General features: G+C 56.1%; 16 protein-coding genes and 1 tRNA gene. 7 read left to right on the top strand and 10 right to left on the bottom strand.

Features of this window, described 5'->3' with window-relative positions:
• Positions 1 to 28: 28 nt before the first annotated feature.
• The 3 genes from dop to U6G28_09765 form a co-directional block, all read right to left on the bottom strand.
• Positions 29 to 1,537 carry a depupylase/deamidase Dop gene (gene dop, locus U6G28_09755; GenBank protein WRS31229.1) on the bottom strand — a complete coding sequence of 503 codons (1,509 nt, stop codon included), beginning with the start codon at positions 1,535 to 1,537 and terminating at the stop codon, positions 29 to 31.
• 74 nt (positions 1,538 to 1,611) lie between these two features.
• Positions 1,612 to 3,165: a proteasome ATPase gene (gene arc / locus U6G28_09760; protein WRS29796.1), complete on the bottom strand. Its 1,554-nt coding sequence runs from the start codon at positions 3,163 to 3,165 to the stop codon at positions 1,612 to 1,614.
• A gap of 1 nt (position 3,166) precedes the next feature.
• Positions 3,167 to 4,240: a tRNA (adenine-N1)-methyltransferase gene (locus U6G28_09765; protein WRS29797.1), complete on the bottom strand. Its 1,074-nt coding sequence runs from the start codon at positions 4,238 to 4,240 to the stop codon at positions 3,167 to 3,169.
• A 142-nt stretch (positions 4,241 to 4,382) separates the two neighbouring features.
• On the opposite strand from U6G28_09765, the gene U6G28_09770 reads away from it, so the two are divergent.
• Positions 4,383 to 5,213 (top strand): PD-(D/E)XK nuclease family protein, encoded by an 831-nt coding sequence (locus tag U6G28_09770; protein ID WRS29798.1) that lies wholly within the window; start codon positions 4,383 to 4,385, stop codon positions 5,211 to 5,213.
• A gap of 21 nt (positions 5,214 to 5,234) precedes the next feature.
• On the opposite strand, the gene U6G28_09775 is transcribed toward U6G28_09770, so the two are convergent.
• On the bottom strand, positions 5,235 to 6,089 hold the full coding sequence (locus tag U6G28_09775) for an undecaprenyl-diphosphate phosphatase (protein ID WRS29799.1): 855 nt from the start codon (positions 6,087 to 6,089) through the stop codon (positions 5,235 to 5,237).
• 154 nt (positions 6,090 to 6,243) lie between these two features.
• On the opposite strand from U6G28_09775, the gene U6G28_09780 reads away from it, so the two are divergent.
• The gene (locus U6G28_09780) at positions 6,244 to 7,212 is read left to right on the top strand and encodes an aldo/keto reductase (GenBank protein ID WRS29800.1); all 969 of its coding nucleotides are present in this window, start codon (positions 6,244 to 6,246) and stop codon (positions 7,210 to 7,212) included.
• 183 nt (positions 7,213 to 7,395) lie between these two features.
• On the opposite strand, the gene U6G28_09785 is transcribed toward U6G28_09780, so the two are convergent.
• The 4 genes from U6G28_09785 to U6G28_09800 form a co-directional block, all read right to left on the bottom strand.
• Positions 7,396 to 7,698 carry a DNA primase gene (locus U6G28_09785; protein WRS29801.1) on the bottom strand — a complete coding sequence of 101 codons (303 nt, stop codon included), beginning with the start codon at positions 7,696 to 7,698 and terminating at the stop codon, positions 7,396 to 7,398.
• 136 nt (positions 7,699 to 7,834) lie between these two features.
• Positions 7,835 to 8,932 (bottom strand): FAD-dependent oxidoreductase, encoded by a 1,098-nt coding sequence (locus U6G28_09790; protein WRS29802.1) that lies wholly within the window; start codon positions 8,930 to 8,932, stop codon positions 7,835 to 7,837.
• 71 nt (positions 8,933 to 9,003) lie between these two features.
• Positions 9,004 to 11,073 carry a M3 family metallopeptidase gene (locus tag U6G28_09795; protein ID WRS29803.1) on the bottom strand — a complete coding sequence of 690 codons (2,070 nt, stop codon included), beginning with the start codon at positions 11,071 to 11,073 and terminating at the stop codon, positions 9,004 to 9,006.
• On the bottom strand, positions 11,063 to 11,614 hold the full coding sequence (locus U6G28_09800) for a phosphoribosyl-ATP diphosphatase (GenBank protein ID WRS29804.1): 552 nt from the start codon (positions 11,612 to 11,614) through the stop codon (positions 11,063 to 11,065). The genes U6G28_09795 and U6G28_09800 overlap by 11 nt, the downstream gene beginning before the upstream one ends.
• A 134-nt stretch (positions 11,615 to 11,748) precedes the next feature.
• Between U6G28_09800 and U6G28_09805 the strand changes: the two genes are divergently transcribed.
• Positions 11,749 to 11,834, top strand: a tRNA-Leu gene (locus tag U6G28_09805).
• Between the two features lie 335 nt (positions 11,835 to 12,169).
• Positions 12,170 to 12,694, top strand: coding sequence for a hypothetical protein (locus U6G28_09810; protein ID WRS29805.1), 525 nt, complete (start codon positions 12,170 to 12,172; stop codon positions 12,692 to 12,694).
• A 348-nt stretch (positions 12,695 to 13,042) separates the two neighbouring features.
• Here U6G28_09810 and U6G28_09815 read toward each other — a convergent pair whose 3' ends face one another.
• Entirely contained in the window at positions 13,043 to 13,585 is a 543-nt protein-coding gene (locus U6G28_09815) for a hypothetical protein (protein WRS29806.1), read from the bottom strand.
• A 208-nt stretch (positions 13,586 to 13,793) separates the two neighbouring features.
• Here U6G28_09815 and U6G28_09820 point away from each other — a divergent pair, with 208 nt between their 5' ends.
• Together U6G28_09820 and U6G28_09825 are read left to right on the top strand one after the other, a co-directional pair.
• Positions 13,794 to 15,749: a heavy metal translocating P-type ATPase gene (locus U6G28_09820; protein ID WRS29807.1), complete on the top strand. Its 1,956-nt coding sequence runs from the start codon at positions 13,794 to 13,796 to the stop codon at positions 15,747 to 15,749.
• Entirely contained in the window at positions 15,746 to 16,669 is a 924-nt protein-coding gene (locus U6G28_09825; protein WRS29808.1) for a DUF4349 domain-containing protein, read from the top strand. The genes U6G28_09820 and U6G28_09825 overlap by 4 nt, the downstream gene beginning before the upstream one ends.
• 19 nt (positions 16,670 to 16,688) lie before the next feature.
• Here U6G28_09825 and U6G28_09830 read toward each other — a convergent pair whose 3' ends face one another.
• Complete coding sequence (locus tag U6G28_09830) at positions 16,689 to 17,168, bottom strand: MarR family transcriptional regulator (GenBank protein WRS29809.1); 480 nt, start codon at positions 17,166 to 17,168, stop codon at positions 16,689 to 16,691.
• Between the two features lie 195 nt (positions 17,169 to 17,363).
• Between U6G28_09830 and U6G28_09835 the strand changes: the two genes are divergently transcribed.
• Positions 17,364 to 18,743 (top strand): AI-2E family transporter, encoded by a 1,380-nt coding sequence (locus U6G28_09835; GenBank protein ID WRS29810.1) that lies wholly within the window; start codon positions 17,364 to 17,366, stop codon positions 18,741 to 18,743.
• Positions 18,744 to 18,750: the final 7 nt, after the last annotated feature.

The following is an 18,750-nucleotide window of genomic DNA, read 5'->3' on the forward strand; positions in this document are numbered from 1 at the left end:
TCTGCTACTAGTTTGCATCCTAAGGGTCTCAGCCCAGACGGGACGCCCCTGGCTCGGCGATCGGCACGCGGGCGTAGCCGCCTCCGTGCTCTCCCTCATCAAACACCAACGATGTCCAAGAGCCCATGACCAGATCCGCTCGAGTTCTGGCTGCAGCACCTCTGATCGCGGCACGAGTGGTCTGGGGAGGGTTATCTGCCGCCTCGGAAACCTCCGGCTCCGAGAATAGGCGTTTGACCAGTCCAGCGCGATCAAGTCTGCTAATCAACGAGTGGCTCGGTCGAAGATCCGCCCACTGCAGGTCGAGCGCGGCAAGCCTTGGATCAGACCAGTCGACTCCCAAACGCTGCTTTTGGCGTTCAAAGAGGGCGAGTTTTCCAACCCACTCGACTTCTGTTCCCACCGAGTACAGGTTTTGACTCATCCGCGTTAATACATCGTCCCAGGTATCGAGCACCAGCTTCTCTGATTCACTGGGTTCCTCGTCATTTTCCGAGAAATATTGCTTTACCAGTTGGAGGTAGCGACGTTGGATCTCGAGGGCTGTCTTCCCCTCACCCTCGCGCATCTGGATTCTGTGTGTCAGGGCAAGGTCGCGTGAAACCTCACGCACCGCTCGCACCGGGTCCGCCATGTCCAAAGAGTCCCACTCAAGACCGGTGCCTCCCTCAATCGCCCGTAGCACCAGCGCGGTGGTACCAAGACGCAACAGGACAGACACGTCAAACTGGTTTGCATCTCCGCCGATAACGTGGATGCGTCGCCAGTAGTGGTGATTCGCATGGGGTTCGTCGCGGGTATTGAAAATCGGTCGGTTGAAGGTCGTCTCAAGCCCTATGTCGTTCTCAACGTAGTCGGCTCGCTGAGAAATTTGGAACCCGGCAGTCTCGGAGGCTGGGCCTATCCCGACTCGTCCTGCTCCGCAGATCACAGGGCGGGTGACCAGGAATGGAATCATAAAACGAATCAGGTCGTCCAAATCCGCGGAGCGTCGAACCTGATAGTTTTCGTGAGAACCGTACGTCGCCCCCTTACCGTCGACGTTGTTCTTGACCAGCACCAGGTCGGCCGGCAGCCCAGGTTGTGCTTGAACTTCACGAAGCATCATCACTCGACGGGCGATCTCGTCCCCGGCCCGATCCCAGAGTACGGCCTCAAGGGCATCGGACACCTCGGGTGAGGAATACTCGGGGTGCGCGTGGTCCACGTAGAAACGACCGCCGTTTAGAAGGACTATGGAACTTGGACGCAATAGCCGTTGCTCGCGTTCCTCGGGACGCGGAAGACGCTCCACTCCGCCAGAGGGTGCCAGGTGATAGGGATCATCAGTCAGCATCGAAGGGTCGGCGTTCGCCCGATCCAACCGCATTCCCCGAATGTCATTTAGTGGATCTTCACCGCGATAATCCCATGCCACGGCAGCCCGGTCTCCGCGATACCAGTTGCCGTATGTCTCAACGGCCAGAGTCGAGAGAACTATGGGATTGGCGTAGACATCACTTGGGTCATAAACGCCGAACTCGGTCTCGGTGCCCATGACGCGCACTGAATCTGGCGTATTTGGGGCCTGCGTTATTTCTTCCACTCGTCCATCTCTCCGTTCTGCCTGCGCTATATGCTGTTGCTCGCAGCGTGGAGCGGGATAACTGAAACGACCTCGATCCCTCGCATACCTACAGTTCGCGCCCATTCGTCTGGAGAGGTTGTCGCAGCCAGTTCCGCTGACTCACGACTCTCTTGGGCCACGCCCTCCAAAATGTCATGGGTTGAGAGTCCTCCCGGTGCGCCCTCAAGCGTTGCCTTGATAGCCATTTTCTTGGCCCGTTCGACCGTCCCGGCGATCATCGCGCCCGAGACAAGGTCAGAAATGTAGACCCGATGCTTGCTTCCGTCTACCAGATTAACGTCAAACAGCGCCGCAGCGTCATCGCGGGAGTAGAGCATATCGAGGGCGGCTTCAATCATCTGTTCTATGGCAGCCTCATGGCTTCCCGCGCTCTTCATCTGCTCCGATTTAATTGGCAACTCACGGTCTAGGTGCTTAGCAAATATGTCCCTGGCCTGTTCTCTGGTCGGCCTGTCGATCCGAACGCGCACATCCAGGCGACCCGGCCGCAAAACTGCGGGGTCGATCATGTCGGCTCGGTTCGAAGCGCCGATGACGACAACGTTTTCCATGGATTCCAGCCCGTCCATTTCCGCCAGGAGCTGGGGAACGATCATCGTCTCAACGTCGGAGGAGATTCCACTGCCGCGCGTCCGGAACAGGGCCTCCATCTCATCAAAAAATACAACGACTGGTACGTCTGATGCTGCGAGCGACTTCGCTCGGGCGAATATGGCACGGATGTGCCGTTCGGTCTCGCCAACGTACTTGTTCAAAAGCTCCGGGCCCTTGATCGAGATGAAGTATGCCTTGCGATCCACATCAGGTACTGAAAGCGAGGTGGCAACCGCCTTCGCGATCAGAGTCTTGCCGCATCCGGGTGGGCCATAGAGCAGGATTCCTCGAGGTGGACGAAGTCCATACGCGCGATAGAGCTCAGGATGCTTGAACGGGAGTTCAACAGCGTCGCGCACCTGCTCGATCTGAGAATCGAGGCCGCCAATGTCCTCGTATGAAACATCCGGGATTTCGGGAGTGAGAAGCTGCTCGACAAAGGAACGGACGATTCTCTCATAGACATAGCCGGAGTGCAGATCAGCTAGAACAGTGTCCCCGGGCTTGACATTGCCGTGAAGTAGCGGGCCCGAAAGTTTAAGGACGCGTTCTATGCCACCCTCCATCCCGACAAGGACCCTGTCAGTTCCGACCCCCTCAACCACGGAAGCAACAGTTCCATCACTTGGGAATCCCATTGGTTCAACGGCAATCGATTCCTCGTTCACCCGAATCAGTTGACCAGGACTCGCCCCCTCGAAGTCAAAGTCTGGGGCGGCCGCGATCCGCATCTGGCGGCTCCCCAGTAGTACTTCAACTTCATTCTTGCGCTCGTCTGCAAAAACGAAAGTCGCAATCTGTGCCGGAGGTGCAGAAATCTTGTCTAGTTTGCTGTGTAATTCACTGAGTTGACTCCGAGCGGAGAGTAGCGCGCGAGTCAGGTTCGCGTTCTTTTGCTCCAGGGCATCGAGCTTCACCTGCACCGAGGTGTCTGTATCAGTCAATCTACTTCCCTTCCCCACCGTCTTCTGATTCACTCGAATCAAGCCAAGTGGCCGTACGAGCCTGAAGATCACGTCTAACCCGCCTGACCTTCTTGTCCGAAGTCGATCGCAGACCCAGCGAACCGTCACTCCATTCCTGGTCTCGCTCCCACCCTCCGGTCGACCCCTCGGCCGCAGGAGCCGGGTGCCTTGCAAGCTCATGGGTGCGGCTGCCGGGCGCCATTCGCCGCGCGGACACAAGGTATCCGGTGTGGCCAATCATCCGATGGTCGGGCCGTACCGCTAATCCCTGAACATGCCACGTTCTGTTCGTAGAGTCCATTGCTTGTGGTTCAGAGAACGATCCGCACTCCCTGAGCGCCTCGACCACGCGTGACATCTGAGGAACAGTGGTTATGTAGCTTACGAAGACTCCTCCGGGCTCAAGAACTCGGGCCACCTGATCAATGAACGTCCAGGGATCAAGCAGATCCAGCACGACTCGATCGAACGAGGAGTCTTCCATCTGAGACATCGCCTCGCCCAGTTCTTCAACCCTCAGGTCCCAAGCGGGGTGACGACGACCAAACCAGAGATCTACGTTCGCCGCAGCAATATCGGCGAAGTCTTCCCGAAGCTCGACGGACGTTAGCTCTCCCCTCTCCCCAACCGCAGACAGAAGAGACAACGAAAGAGCCCCAGAGCCCACGCCAGACTCAAGTACTCGGGCCCCGGGGAAGATATCACCGACCTGGACTATCTGGGCGGCGTCCTTCGGATAAATGATCGCGGCCCCGCGCGGCATTGATAGAACGTAGTCGGAGAGCAGTGGACGAATTACCTGGAAGGTTCGGCCATCTCCCGCGTCGACAACCTGACCATCGGGTTTGCCGATCACATCGTCGTGATGCAAGATTCCGCGGCTTGACTGAAACTGTCCGCCGTCAACCAGGATGACCGTGTGCATCTTTCCTTTTGGATCCGTTATTTGTACTCGATCTCCCTCACGGAGAGCGCCTCGGCGCCCGGCTTGACCCAATAGTGCAACGTTGGACGAGGACGACTCCGAGTCCCGGCTTGTCGGGTTCAGCTCCATGAAGTCTTCCTAACGTCGCGTCTGTCTTTCACGTCAATTCGGCTGCTCAAGCTTATCGGTCTCGGTGCATGGCCCCGCTGTGATCTCGGCCCGGCCCCTCTTGCGGGACCTTGTTGTCGGAGGGCATCGGTAGTCTTTAGTCATGGCAACTCGATCACCTGCACTGTCCGCATCGCGGGCTAAAGAGTACCTTCAATGCCCCCTCAAGTTCCGGTTTCAGGTAATTGATTCTCTTCCCCAGCCACCGTCTGAGGCCGCGGTCAAGGGAACGGTGGTGCACGAGGTGCTTGAGCGACTGTTTGATCTACCGAGAGAAATCAGGGACGAGCCTCACGCTCGGCAGTTGTTGCCCGAGGCGTGGCGCAAGACTCTACAGCGCGACGAAATGGCCGCACAGTTGTTTGAGGATGCTGACAAACTAGAGGTGGCTAAGGCAGATACCGAGGAACTGGTCGACTCATATTTCTCAATCGAACACCCTAAGAACCTGCAGCCTCGCGCTCGGGAACGCTTTATCGACGTTCGTCTCTCCAACGGCATTCTGCTTCGGGGAATCGTTGACCGGATTGACGAAGCCCCGGACGGTGCGCTTCGAGTAATCGACTACAAGACGGGGCGGGCTCCCAGTCCACGGTTTACCGGTGATGCGCTATTCCAGATGAGGTTCTACGCGCTAATGCTCCGCGAATCCTGGCGTCTTCCGGCAAGGATGCAGTTGCTTTACCTGCGAAGTGGACAAGTGTTAACTCTAGATCCCGAGCGTCGCGACATTGAGAGGTTCGAAGAAGAGGTCGAAGACATTTGGGAGCGCATCAAGTCGGATGCTCTGGCTGACAGTTTCAGGCCAAAGAAAAGCAAGCTCTGCGACTGGTGTGCATTCCAGGAACTCTGTCCGGCTTTCGGAGGTCACCAGCCGCTCCTTCCCGAAGAAGGTCGAGCCAGGCTCCTGACGGTCCAGCAGGATCCCGATTGAGCGGATGCGGGGTAAGGGACACTAGCCAAGCATCGGCATCGGAGAGATCACGTGCGCTAGTAACAACACGGCGATGAGCGCGGCAAATGCCAGTCGGTAAACCACAAATGGTTTGAATGAGTAGGTTGAGACGATTCTCAAGAACCACACGATCACGACGTAACCGACCGCGAAGGCAACCACAGTTGCCAGAAGCGTCGGCATAAATCCAACCGAGGGGTCCTCGCCCCCAACCGCCTTGAAAAGCTTGTAAAAACCGGAAGCATAGACGGCTGGAAGTGCAAGCAGGAACGAATAGCGCGCAGCATCTTCGCGCTTAAAACCCATCAGTCGACCGGCAGTAATAGTTCCACCAGAGCGAGAGACCCCTGGAATCAAGGCCATTGCCTGTGCGAATCCGAAGCCGATGGCCTGGCCCCACGTCATCTTGTCAAGAGTGTTTACCCGCTTTCCGACGGCGTCGGCCCAGCCGAGCAACAGCCCAAAGACAACAAGCATAAGCACTGTGATCCAGAGGTTTCGGAAATTGGTATCTATCCACTCCTCCAAGAGGATTCCAAGAATCCCAATAGGAAGGGTTCCCACAATGATCATCCAACCGAGTCGAGCGTCAGGATCCTTTGAGGTCAGACGCTTCGAGGGAGCCCAGAACGGGAGAGATCGCCACCACCGGCTGATGATGCGCGCAATGTCCCTTCGAAAGTAGATCAGAACAGCAGTCTCGGTGCCGATCTGTGTGATGGCCGTGAACCCTGCCCCCGGATCCCCCGCCCCGATCAACTCACCAACAAACCGCAGATGCGCCGAAGATGAAATCGGAAGGAACTCGGTCAAACCCTGAACCAGGCCCATAATCAGGGCTTCAAGCCAATCCATGAGTCAAAAGCCTACCTCGATCAACATCGGGGTAAGACGATTGAAGGTAGTGACAAATCTGGATTGAGCCGAGCGCCACAACTGTGTCTCGTCCCAACGTAGAATCAACCCGGTAGCAAAGCAACGAATGTCTCGGTGATGGAGGAGGGTCATTTTGCAGACTCGAAGGCTTGGTCAAAGTGGTCTCGCCCTTTCGACCCTTTCCCTCGGAACGCTCACATGGGGTAGGGATACGGAACCTGAGGAGGCCCGAGACATCTACGCGCGTTTTGCCGAGGTCGGAGGAACGACGCTGGACATCCCATCCAGCTACCGTCCGGAAGCGATAGCTACGCGGGGCGAAACCATCGCGACTGTCATTGCCGACGGGCCACTTAAGGATCCGTTGATGGTTCTTCACTCGATCGATCCCACGCCCTCGGTAAAGACTCGATCTGTTGCGCCAACTGTCTCCGCTCCGTGCTCCCGACGCTCCTTACTTCGTAGTCTGGATGCGGATTTGACAGCCCTCGGTCGGCGAAACGTTGATGTATGGGTGGTCCATGGACCTCGCCTGGGTGTCCCATACAGAGAAGTGGCCGACACACTGCTTGCGGCTGTCGAATCAGGCCGGGTCACTTACGTTGGACTCGCAGGAATGGACCCCTGGGACTACGGGTGTATCTCGGCCCTGCTTGCGGGAACATCAGCGCCGGTTCGCGTCATTGCCTCCCCTCTTTCCCTGCTGCGAGCAACACCTACAACCCAACTGCTCTCCCACTGCCTAGAACAGGGCGCTGGGTTCATCGCGCTGGCGCCACTAGCAGGAGGTGCGCTCACTGGGAAGTATCGGCATTCAACCCCACCTGACTCGCGGGCCGCATCGGCCCATCTTGGCGAGATGGTCAGCGGCTACCTTGGCGCTGACCAATCGAGGGTGATCGAAGCAGTGTCTCGAGTGGCCGAGGGACTAGGCATCTCGCCCGCCGCCGTTTCGGTATCGTGGGCTCTGGCGCAACAACCGGTTGCCACGTGCGCGATCGGTCCAAGGACACTGCCCCAGTTTGACTCGATTCTCGACGGGTACGAGACTCGCCTACCCAGAGAGCTACGTGAGGCTTTAACCGATGTAGCAGTTCCCTAGTGCGGCGCGTCACGACTTCGCTCCCTGTCTCACACACCGAGCTGACATCTGTCGGCGATGTCTTCATTTGACTCACGTCGGGCAAGCCCTCGCTCATCCATCTTGTGACGCGCCGACTCCCCGCGCGATCTAAGAGACCAACTTGCAGCGAGACATCAGAAAGTCGTGAGTAGACGGATTCGGTCAGTCGATTTCCTCGAAATCGTTGTCGGAATCATCGTCCGAATCGATGAAGTCTGGGTCTTCATCCTCCAGATCCTCATCGTCATCTTCGTCTTCATCGGAGTCATCAAGAATCTCAAACGGAAGCTCGACGTCAAATTCAGTAAACAGGGTGTCGTCGTAAGTAAAGAACGCATCTCGAAGTAGATCTTCGGCGTGCTCTAGAAGACTTGGTTGCACAACGTCGATGTTCTGTGCCAGATCCAAGTGGTGTTCTAGCGCAGCGACCAGACGACTAAGTGCTTCACGTGCGTTACTTGACATAGGTCCACTCTAGTTCCGTTCTTCAACGGTGACGAACACTCAGGGGCACGAAACGGCAACGAACATGCTTATGAGCACCGTTTTCGGCCGACCCGGTTGTATCCGCGTCCCAGGCACGGCCCACCCCAAGAGCGATCTACGGAAGCGACATCTGTGATCGTTGGACCGAAACCATCAAATCAGTTCCCTTAATCTCGGCAGTTTGGTCAGCACCGAGAATCTTGGTTTGCCCTAGATCATCAACCAGCTGAGATGCGCCGTGACTGGGGCCCATTGAAAGAACAATCCAGTCCCGCCGGATTTGATAGACGGAATCCGGCTCTTCGCCGTTGATCTGCGATGCGATGTTGGCAACCACTACTCGCGCATGGCTACGGGCCGCGTCCGCACGCTTGGACTCAGCGACATCGGTAACGTCCCCGATCGCGTAAGTATTTGGATGACCCACTACCTGAAGTGTTGGAAGTACCTTTATCGACCCGTCCTGGTTCAGCGCCTCCGCATAGTCAGTGTTACGAAGATATCCGGTTGCTGGCTCAGTCCCGAAACACTGGAACCACATATCTGCCTCAACGGTGTTTCCCGCAGTAGTCACGACCTGAAATCGACCCAGGGTTCCCAGCGGATTGGGAGGAAGGAAAGCAAGTGGCGCACCGGCAATCACCTCAATGCCGAGTTCTTCGGCCTGTTCCTGTACCAGCGAACGGAACTCGTCGGTGTACCCGCTGTACGGAAGAATCCGGTCTTCCTTCTCGACAATAACAACCTCCAGGTCAGGAAACTCTGCTACCAGTTCGCCAGCCATCTCCAGCCCAACAGTTCCTCCACCGACCAGCAGTACTCGGCCAGCTTGCTTCAGACTCTCTCGGGTGTCATCCAGTCGTTGCTTGGAGACGGCGCTCTGGCTGGTGATGTGCTTCGCCGGGAACGGATAGGTTGACCCGGTGGCGATAACCAGATAATCGGCCTCAATCGGGTCTTGACCGTAGAGGTAGACCGTATTGCCAACTACTTTAGAGACAGTGGCGTGAACCACCTCACCGTTAGTGAGCAAGTACGAGTACGGCATGAAGATCGCCTCCTGCCACACACTGTCGACGGCAGCTCTCATAGCCGCCGCGTGATGAACAAATTGGTCCTTTCTTTCGACCAGGACGACGTCCGCAATAGGATCTAGCCCTTTGGCGACTGTAACTCCGCCATAACCACCGCCGATAACCACCACTCGTGCCACAGCAGTTCCTTCTCTACTAGAACTTTCGGATATTAAGACTAAGGCCACTGAAGCTCAGTTGCATGAGACCATCAAAGTCCACGACGACGTATCACCGCAGCACCCTCTGGTTCATGGCCCCGAACTGCAATAAAGGACTCCAGAGGATCCCGGGAGTTGCCTCGACTCAGCAGTTCAACACGGAGTCTCTCCCCCGCCTCACGGTTTAGTCCACCATCAGACGACCTTGAAGCTTCATCTCGGAACCATTCTTCCAGTTCACCAACCATAGCTTCAGCCCACATATACGAGTAATAACCGGCATCGTATCCCCCCGCAAATGCATGGGCGAAGTACGGTGTTCGGTATCGAGGAACCGCGAATGGATTCGCGGCGCCATACCTCTCAAGCGCATCAGCTTCGAAACTATCTACCTGCTCCGCTTCCTCAGGAAGGTCGGACGGGCTGTCATGCCAAGCCTGATCAATAAGCGCGGATTGAACATACTCAAGAGTCGCATACGGCTGCCCGAAGAACTTTGACCTAGCGAGCGCCTCCCTGGTGTCCAAGGGTAGTTCTTCGCCGGTCTTCCAGTGCTTCGCATAGCTCGCCAGCACCTCCGGATGGAAGGCCCACATCTCATTTAGTTGGCTTGGAAGTTCAACGAAATCACGAGGAACGTTAGTTCCAGCCGTCGCGTCGTAGTGAGTTTTTGTAAGCAGTCCATGCAGAGCATGACCGAACTCATGGAATACGGTTTCTACGTTGTCCCACGTCAACAGAGTCGGCTCACCTGTCGCAGGTCTCTCGAAGTTCGCATTGTTGGTTATCACTGGGAGCTTTCCAGAGCGCTCTGAGCCTGGGAAAATGTCTGACATCCAGGCCCCACCGCTCTTTCCTGGACGCACATAGTAATCCGCCATGAACAAACCTATGGTGTTGCCGTTCTCGTCTCGGACCTCCCAGGACTCAGTCTCGGGCGACCATCCGACAATGTCAGGACGAGGCTCGAAGGTCAGACCGTAAAGGCGGCGCGCCGCAAAGAAGATTCCGTCGTTTACAACCCGGTCTAGTTCGAAGTAGTCACGAAGCTCAGCAGAGTCCACGCCGAGCGCCAGCTTTCGTGCTCTCTCCTCGTAATAGGGCCAGTCAGAGACAGAGAAATCGACTTCATCTTCGCGCGCAAGTTTCGTGTATTCGTTGGCCTCACGATCAAGCGCAACTTTCGCTGCTTCTCCGACCTCCACCAGCAACGCACGCGCCGCCTCGGGGGATGGCACCGTCTCCTCGTCTACCACTATCGCGGCGTGCGAGGGATAGCCGAGAAGCTTTGCGCGACGTGCGCGAAGCTTCGTCAACTTAACGATGAGATCACGGGTGTCAGTCGCGCTGTCACCGGTCGAACCGCGACCCAGAGAATTCTCTAGCGCGCGGGCTCGAACCTCGGGGCTCTTCAGAGAAGCTAGCTTTGGAGGAATCGAGAAGTTCGATACCCCCATTCTCCAGGTTGCAGTCCCCTTCCTCGTGTCCGTCTGCGCCGCGGCAATTTCGCCGTCGCTTAGACCTTCTAACTCGCCTAGGTCCTCCCCGGTGATTCCGGTGTCTTGAAGCTGCCGAGAAATCCGGGTGTCAATCTGCGCCTCAAGACCTGCAATCTCCTGGTTCATTGCCCGAAGGTCTTCTTTCGCTCGAGCATTGAGCTTAACTCCAGAGCGCTCAAAGTCCTTTATGGTCTGGTCAACCAACCAGCGCGTCTCCTCATCAAGGTTCTTTAGCGTGGCGACTTCTTTGTAGCGCTCGTAGAGTTGCTCATTGGTGTAGAAGTCATCCGAGTGCGCGGCGAACACCGGAGCTAGCCTCTCTTGGAGTTCCTCCAGTTCTGGACCTCCGATTGAGGACGCGAGAGTCCAAAAGACACCGGCGGCTCGTGTCAGTAGCTCACCTGCGCGATCGACGGCCTCGACAGTGTTTTCAACATCAGCAGACTCCGGATTGGTTGCAATGCGATCCCAATCCTCAAACTCCTCCTGGATCCCGGCCATGACCGCTGGTTCAATGTCCTCAATTTCGATTGCGGCAAAATCTGGAACTCCGAACGGCAGACCAGATGGCTCCATAAGCGGGTTTCTACGAGTCACTTCGGCTTGCTGCTCAGTTGGCATCTGCTACTCCTTCGGCGATCGCACGGTCACGTTCTTCTAGAACAGCCGCGATATCAGGTTGACGGAAATTCGGCCCCTTAAGGACCTTCCCGTCCTCTCTCCGCTTGACGGACCCATCGGGCATAAGTTTGGACAGGTTCGAGGAATGCACTTCAGCCAGAATCGAGTCGAGATCAATTCCAGACTCCAAAGCCATCCCGTAGATCACGTAAACCAGGTCGGCCAAGGCATCGGCCGTCTCCACGATATCGCGAACGCCCTCGTCAACCGCGGTTGTCGCGGCCTGAGCAACCGCGACACCAGCACGCTGCCCGTAGACCGCAGTGAAGAGCTCGGCGACTTCTTCGGCAATGAGGCCCATACGCATATTGAGCCGGTCGTAGTCGAGGGTTGAGGGTTGCGCGTCCCGAATCCGGTCGGGCATCTGATAGACGTTATGGAACTCACCTACCAGAGCGGCTGGCTTAGATCCGTCGATCTGGCCCCTGCTTCGAGTCAGTCCGCTGGATGTGTCTCCACTGTTTTGCGCCCACTGGTTCAATGACGGTCCTAGAGTCTCGATCTGCTGATGTGTCGTGAGAGAAAGAGGCGAATGCCGATTTGCTCACCATGGCAGTCTACCGATTTTCCTGACGCGCCTTTGCGTGCTAACTTTGAGTCGCTCTAGAGCGCATCGCGCGGGTGGCGGAATAGGTAGACGCGCTAGCTTGAGGTGCTAGTCCTCGTATTAGAGGGTGGGGGTTCAAGTCCCCCTCCGCGCACGGAGCGAAGTGGTCTCTGACCTGGCCTTTTAGGGGTTCGGTCAGAGGCCATTTTTCGTCTTGTCAACGATTCGTGTCCACAGAGCAACTTCCGGGGGCCAACACATAAATCGCGGCCCTTTTGGGCATGAACGAAACAATCTGCGCCACACCCGACCTACGTCCTGCGCCCCGGCTGATCCTCATTTTCAAGGGGCCAGAGAGCCGCGTATTTATTGGCCTATCACCCAGGCGCATCACCCAAATGTGAATTCGTCAAACTTAGGTAATAAGTCCTATGCTAGACGCACGCTTCAGGCGTATGAAGCACCCAAAACACTAGGAGAAGGAACCTAATGACAACAAGTAGCGTCGCCTCCGAAAAGAACGGTTACCGCAAATTCGTTGGTTGGGTACTAACCATTATTGGCATCGTGATGATCGTTGCTGGAACTTCTGCTTGGTTTGCCGTTGGCGGCCAGATTAAGAGTCAGGAAATGACCGTCCCCGGTGACGCCACATCTAATGCTGGAAAGGCAGTCAGCGGTCCGATTACGGCCTGGTCAATGCAAGAAACCATCCAGATGCATGCAGATCACGCAACTGATGGCGTCAGCTACGCCGAGCTGGGGAATGTAGTAAATGAAGCCAAAGAGCAATACGGTGAGGACTCGGAAGAGGCTGCGGAAGCCCAGGCTTTGCGGAACACCCAGATGAATGCTTCATTCCTCCGTGCATCCCTGTTCACTTCGATTCTGGCCTATGGCGTCTCACTGCTTGTGGTCGGAACGGGTGTCTCAATTCTCCTTGCGGGCACAGTCTTTCTCCAGAGGCGTAAAGAAGACGTCGTGAAAGTCGAGATCGCCAACCCTATCGAGTAATTAGTAACGTCCTCCAAACACCCTAGGTTTGGGAACAGTGCACATGAACTGCGGCACATAGGCCCTCGTAATCACACCGCAAATCGAAATACGGTCAGAGTGGCTAATTCATACTGAAGGCAGCCCGTTCAGAACGTGACAATCTTTGATTGCTTCTAGTTCAGAACGCGGCTGCTTTTGTCGTCTAGCCCAAAAGGCGATAACCGCGCCCGTAGCCCGGTTCAAAAATGGCGGCTAAGGCCCTGTCTGTCTTCCACTGCTTCCCACTAGCACCAGCGACCCCGGATACCGTTAACGTCGCTTCTAGGTGCGCACTAAGCGGCCCGAACCATCCGAAGGGTGAAACTGTTAGCTCGGCTCTAGTTCGAAGACGACGAATGTACTCGCGCTTTCACTCCTCTGCCTCTTCCATGTCCGTTGCGGGGCGCAAGAGCACAAACCAGGCCGCCAACAGTCCTCCAACCATCCCGATAATGGCCGCGGCAAAAAGAAAGTACATGCCCCAATCAAGTCCCAAAACCAATAGCACCCGGTGGTCGTGAGCAGGCTGATGGAGAGGATGTTGGGATTTATTCGATCAAGAAGCACTTCCAACCTTGCGGGTCTTCTGCCCCTTTTTGCGTGGGAGTTCAGGATCATCAGTGGGGTTATCAAAGAGACGGCGTCAAGCAAGACAAGAGCGCCCGTCACCTGGATCGGTGCGGGTACCAGCGGTATCGCCATTGCGACCAGAAGTCCAATAAAGATGACCAGGACCTGAGCAATACGCGAACGTAACGCGGGGGCAGCGGAAAGCCTGTCCGCATGCAGCGATAGGCCGACGAAAAGCAGACCGATTAGCACTCCAAATGTCGCGCCCATAAGCGCCGCGAAGTCACTCCAATGCTCCATGATTCGAGTCAACTGACGGGGCGCCGATTCGCCCCGTGGGTACGCTCAGTCAACTGGGGAATCGTAACCTTCCCTGCAAATGAACGTTGGTTTTTTCGAAAACAGCATATTTCGGTCGAGAGATTGTCTGGTGAGCAACACAAATCTGGCGAGAAAGGCAAGGCTTTCCTTCGATGCGGGAACGAGCAATACATGGGAGAGTTAACGCATGAATCGAGTACGTGCAGCAATCAGAACGTATCCGCTAGTCGCCACCACACTTCTGGTCGCCCTGGTTGGACTGGTCCTACTCGCGACCCCTGCGCACGAGTTTGCGCAGTGGCTAGTTGGCGGCTACGCGCTTGCGATAGCGGCATGGGAAGCAATCGGCATGGTACGCCAACTCCTCAAAGGTAACGCGGGACTCGACATCTTGGCAGTAACCGCAATTACCGCCGCAGTCTTGGTTGGCGAGCCGTGGGCCGCTCTGGTCGTCGTGCTGATGCTGACAGGCGGCGCCGCCCTTGAGGACTACGCGGAGAACCGTTCCAAGCGCGAACTCACCGCCTTGCTTCGAAAGGCACCTCAGCAAGCGACCGTAATTTCTGATGAAGACGCTAACGGTTCAGCAGACGAGTCTGAGATGACCACCGAGGATGTACCCGTAGAAGACGTCAAGGTCGGTGACCTGCTATTGGTCCGTCCTGGAGCCCTGGTGCCCGTGGATTCCAAACTAGTTTCGGAACAGGCGATCTTTGACGAGTCGTCGCTAACGGGTGAGAGCCTCCCGGTTGAACGGGCCATCGGTGAAAAAGTCTCTAGCGGCGCGGTGAATGGATCCACCGCTGTGACAATGCGAGCCATCTCCCTAGCCGTCGACAGCGAGTATCAACAGATCGTGCGTCTCGTAGAACAGGCAGCCGATAGTAAAGCCAAGGTTGTACGGCTAGCCGACCGTTTTGCGGTTCCGTTCACTATTCTCTCCCTGTTGATCGCAGCTGCTGCGTGGGCGCTCAGCGGCGATCCGGTCCGTTTCGCTGAGGTGCTGGTAGTCGCAACGCCTTGCCCGTTGCTCATCGCGGCTCCAGTGGCTTTCCTCGGCGGTATGAGCCGCGCGGCACGTTTTGGACTCATAGTGAAGGGTGGTGGAACGCTCGAACAGCTTTCACGTGCCCGATCAGTGGCACTCGACAAGACAGGAACCATAACAACCGGTCAGCCACTCCTCGAACGGCTCGTTCCCAGCGGCGAGATTGACGAAGGCCAGCTACTACGCCTTGCTGCGTCTGCCGAAGTGTACTCTTCCCACGTGCTCGCCGATTCAGTGGTAACTGCCGCAAAAGAAAGAGGGCTTGCTCTACTTGATGCTGAACAGGCCGAGGAGTTCGCGGCCAACGGTGTTGCTGCTACGGTACGCGATCCAGAAGAAGCGCAAAGAACGGTCGTTGTGCGAGTGGGCCGAGCCTCGTGGGTAAGCGAATACGCTCATGATTTTGTCGAGACAGAGCTTGCTCCGGGAGAGGTGGCGGTCTACGTCGCGATTGGTGATCGTTTCGCGGGATCGATCATTATGCGTGACATGGTTCGGGAAGAATCTGCCGAGGTAATCCGAGAGTTAACGGATCTAGGCATTGAACGCACACTAATGGTTACCGGCGATACCAGGGCAACCGCAGACATAGTTGCTCAGCAACTCGATATTCGCGAGGTTTATGCAGAGTGTCGGCCGGCAGACAAGGTTCGAATTGTCGCTGAAGTGCAGCCTCGTCCTCTAATCATGGTCGGTGATGGTCTCAATGACGCTCCCGTTTTGGCGGCGGCGGACATTGGCTTCGCCATGGGTGCACGGGGAGCCACTGCGGCAAGTGAATCTTCTGACATCGTCAATCGATATGACACTCTCAATTCCCTTCCCCTCGCAATACGAATCGGAAAAGACACGGTGCGTATCGCGCTCCAGAGTATCTGGCTGGGGATCATTATCAGCGTTGTGTTGATGATTGTGGCCGCTTTCGGCTTCCTGCCTGCACTTCTGGGGGCTTGGCTCCAAGAGGTCGTTGACCTGGTTGCCATCCTCGGCGCCCTTAGGGCGATCGGACCCCGTTCCGAACGACGCAACAACTCAGTAACAACCGCGATCGGAACGACTCGACGTGCGAACCCCCCGGTACTCTTTCGGTCATGAGTGTAAATCAGCGTTTTCGTAGACATGCGGTGTACCTGATTCTAGTTGCGGGTGCGGTAGCCCTAGGTGGCTGTTCCGCAAGCACAGGAAGTCAGAACGACTCATCATTCGCCGGTTCAGAAGAGTCCATGGCCTACTCAGACGCTGTCGGTATCGAAGACCAATCTATGTCGGAACTCGCTAAGGATGGTGGGGTCAACGTAACCGGCGAGTCCGTGATAACCACCGGAAGTGCAACCATAAGAACCAATACTCCAGACAAAGCGGCCAAAGACTTCGCCGCAAGAGTCACCGAGATGGATGGAGTGATTACCAGTACCTGGCAATCCGAATGGGATGGATCTGTCTCGGCGTCCGTCGATGCGCAGGTGCCGGCGGATAGGTATCAGGAGCTGATTGCATCACTGCCTGAGTTCGGCAAGATCATTGATCAGAACACCTCTCGTCAGGACGTTGGCCTTCAAGTAACTGACCTAAACGCCCGCAAAGACGCACTTGTTACCTCCTTGAGCAGACTTCATGAGTTGATGGAACAGGCGACCACTACAGAGGAACTACTTCAAGCCGAGGACATGCTTACTCAGCGACAGGCAGAACTCGACTCGCTCAACTCCCAACTTGAGTGGCTTACCGATCAGGTCGACATGTCCACGGTCTATGTAACGTTTACCCAGGACTCCTCGGCCGGATCAGGCTTCTCATGGGAACGCGCTTGGGATCTGCTCATCGATTCATTGAAATTCGTTGCATATGCGCTGATCGTCCTTGTTCCCTGGCTAATCGTGATCGGGCTGATCATCTGGCTCATTCGGACGCTCGTACGAAGAAGCCGTCGTTCTAAACTTGAATCTGGCACATCGATCGAGACTGCGGACAACGACGCTCAAGAAGTCATCGCAACCACGAAGCCGGAGAAGTAGTCAGTCCTCCCGGTTACACTTACTCGGGCTGCCCGAAGTCCCGATCACCGCGGAAACCGAAAGCCTCAACAATCATGTCTATATGTGCGTCAGTCATGTCGTCGAGCAACAACTCTCTTACCGTTTCCTGGTGTATGTGACTCGCACGCTCAGTGATCTCTATTCCGGGTTCAGTAAGCCGCGCGACGTACCCTCGTCGGTCATCGTCGCTTGGAACCCTGTCAATCCACTTCTGCCGACCGAGTTGGTTGACTAGGTAGGTTAGGCGCGACGGGGAGTATCCAAGATGTTCGGAGAGCTCTCCCATCCTCATTTGCCGGTTGGGTGCCTCATAAAGCGTCAGAAGGATGTTGTAGTCGGACAGCGAGATGCCACTCTCTGCCTTCATGCGCGACTCGAGGATTCCTTGCAACCGGGTGCTCGCCTCAAAGAAGACACGCCAAGCCAGAGAGCGGCGATTATCCCGATCCCCTATGCCATTCATGGCAGAACTTGCCATGCCTTCTCCATTCCCCATGGGTTAAATCTTCCACACTGTCGTGTGTATGTTCCATCTGATGTTACCGGCGAGGGTGGTGCAGACGACGAATTCCGCGCGGAGCCGCTGCACCTCACCCTCGACGCCCTGGTAAGCATCGTACTTCTGTAGGTCGTACAACTATGCTTGAGGCTTACGGGCAGGGAGGTCATGAAAATGGACGACCAAAAACGAACCACGGTCTCGCCGAGTGATTCGGACGCAGTTAATCTGTCCACCTCTGACACTGAGACAACGCCTGCCGATCAGGCAGCTGTTTCAAGTCCGGGCCTCTCTTACTCTGGTACCGAAGCAAATCCGAGTGCGGCAATGATTCACCAGCAGGCGCAGGTTCCGCAGTGGCTGAAGAATGCTGGCGTCGGGTCTTGGTCCCTAATCGGTGTCGCGTTGGTGATTGTCGGAGTTGTCTTCGCAACGAGCAGGATTTCAGCGGTTTTCATTGCGGTATTTGTCGCTTTTGTTTTTACCGCGATACTGAATCCTGCCGTCAATTTTCTCGCAAAACACATGCCGCGGGGATTTGCTGTGGTGGTAGCTCTTCTAAGCGCCATCGCCGTATTCGCTGGACTCATTACGTTCGTAGTTACCTCGGTGGCAGGTCAGTGGGACAAGCTCTACGATCAACTGGCAAACGGACTAGGGAAGATCGTGGACTTCCTAAATGGTCTTCCGTTCAAGTTCCAGTTCACAACTGAGGGCGTTCTTAAGTGGCTCCAGGATCTGATTGCCCAGGGAGAAAAGTATTTAACGGAGAACTGGCAACGTCTGGCCACAACGGTAATGTCGAATGCCGGAGGCATCGCGATTTTCTTCACCATCGTAGCGTTGGCTGTCTTTGTGACCGTGTTCTTTCTGTTGCAGGGATCCGAGATGTGGCGATGGTTCCTGAACATGCTTCCAACCGCCAAACGCGGAAAGTGGAACCACGCGGCTCAAGCGGGTTGGTGGGCATTTGAGGGATACGCTCGGGGCACGATGATCATCGCGTTTATCAACGGGGTGCTTGCCTGGGTCTTTCTAGAAATTCTACGGGTGCCTTTGGCACCCGCTCTAGCCGTTCTGGTAATGGTGGGTGCGCTTATCCCAATGATCGGGGCCCCGGCCGCGATGGCCCTGGCAATGGTTGTCGCCCTAGCAACCGATGGGGTTGGAACGGCAGTGATCGTAGGCATCGGAATCGCAGGAATCGGTCAGCTAGAGGGCCATGTCCTAGAGCCCTTGATCATGGGTAAACAGGTCGCCTTGAACCCGGTTGTGGTTGGTCTAGGTGTCATCAGTGGGACCCTGCTCGCCGGACTGTTCGGTGCGATTATTGCTATTCCAATCATTGGTGTTGTCTGGGCCGTATTCAACGCCCTTTACCACCGAGACCCTCCAATCGAGGGTCCACTTCCAGGGTGGGATGCCAAACCGGAACCCGTCAAAGCGCCGGGTTTCTTTGGTCGGATCATCCGCCGCTTCAGTAAGAAGGACAAGTCGACTAAGACTGATTCGGATTCTTCGCAAACAGATGAGGAGGTTACGGCAACAAGCTGACTCCGAG

Source organism: Actinomycetaceae bacterium MB13-C1-2 (genome assembly GCA_035621235.1).
Lineage (GTDB): Bacteria > Actinomycetota > Actinomycetes > Actinomycetales > Actinomycetaceae > Scrofimicrobium.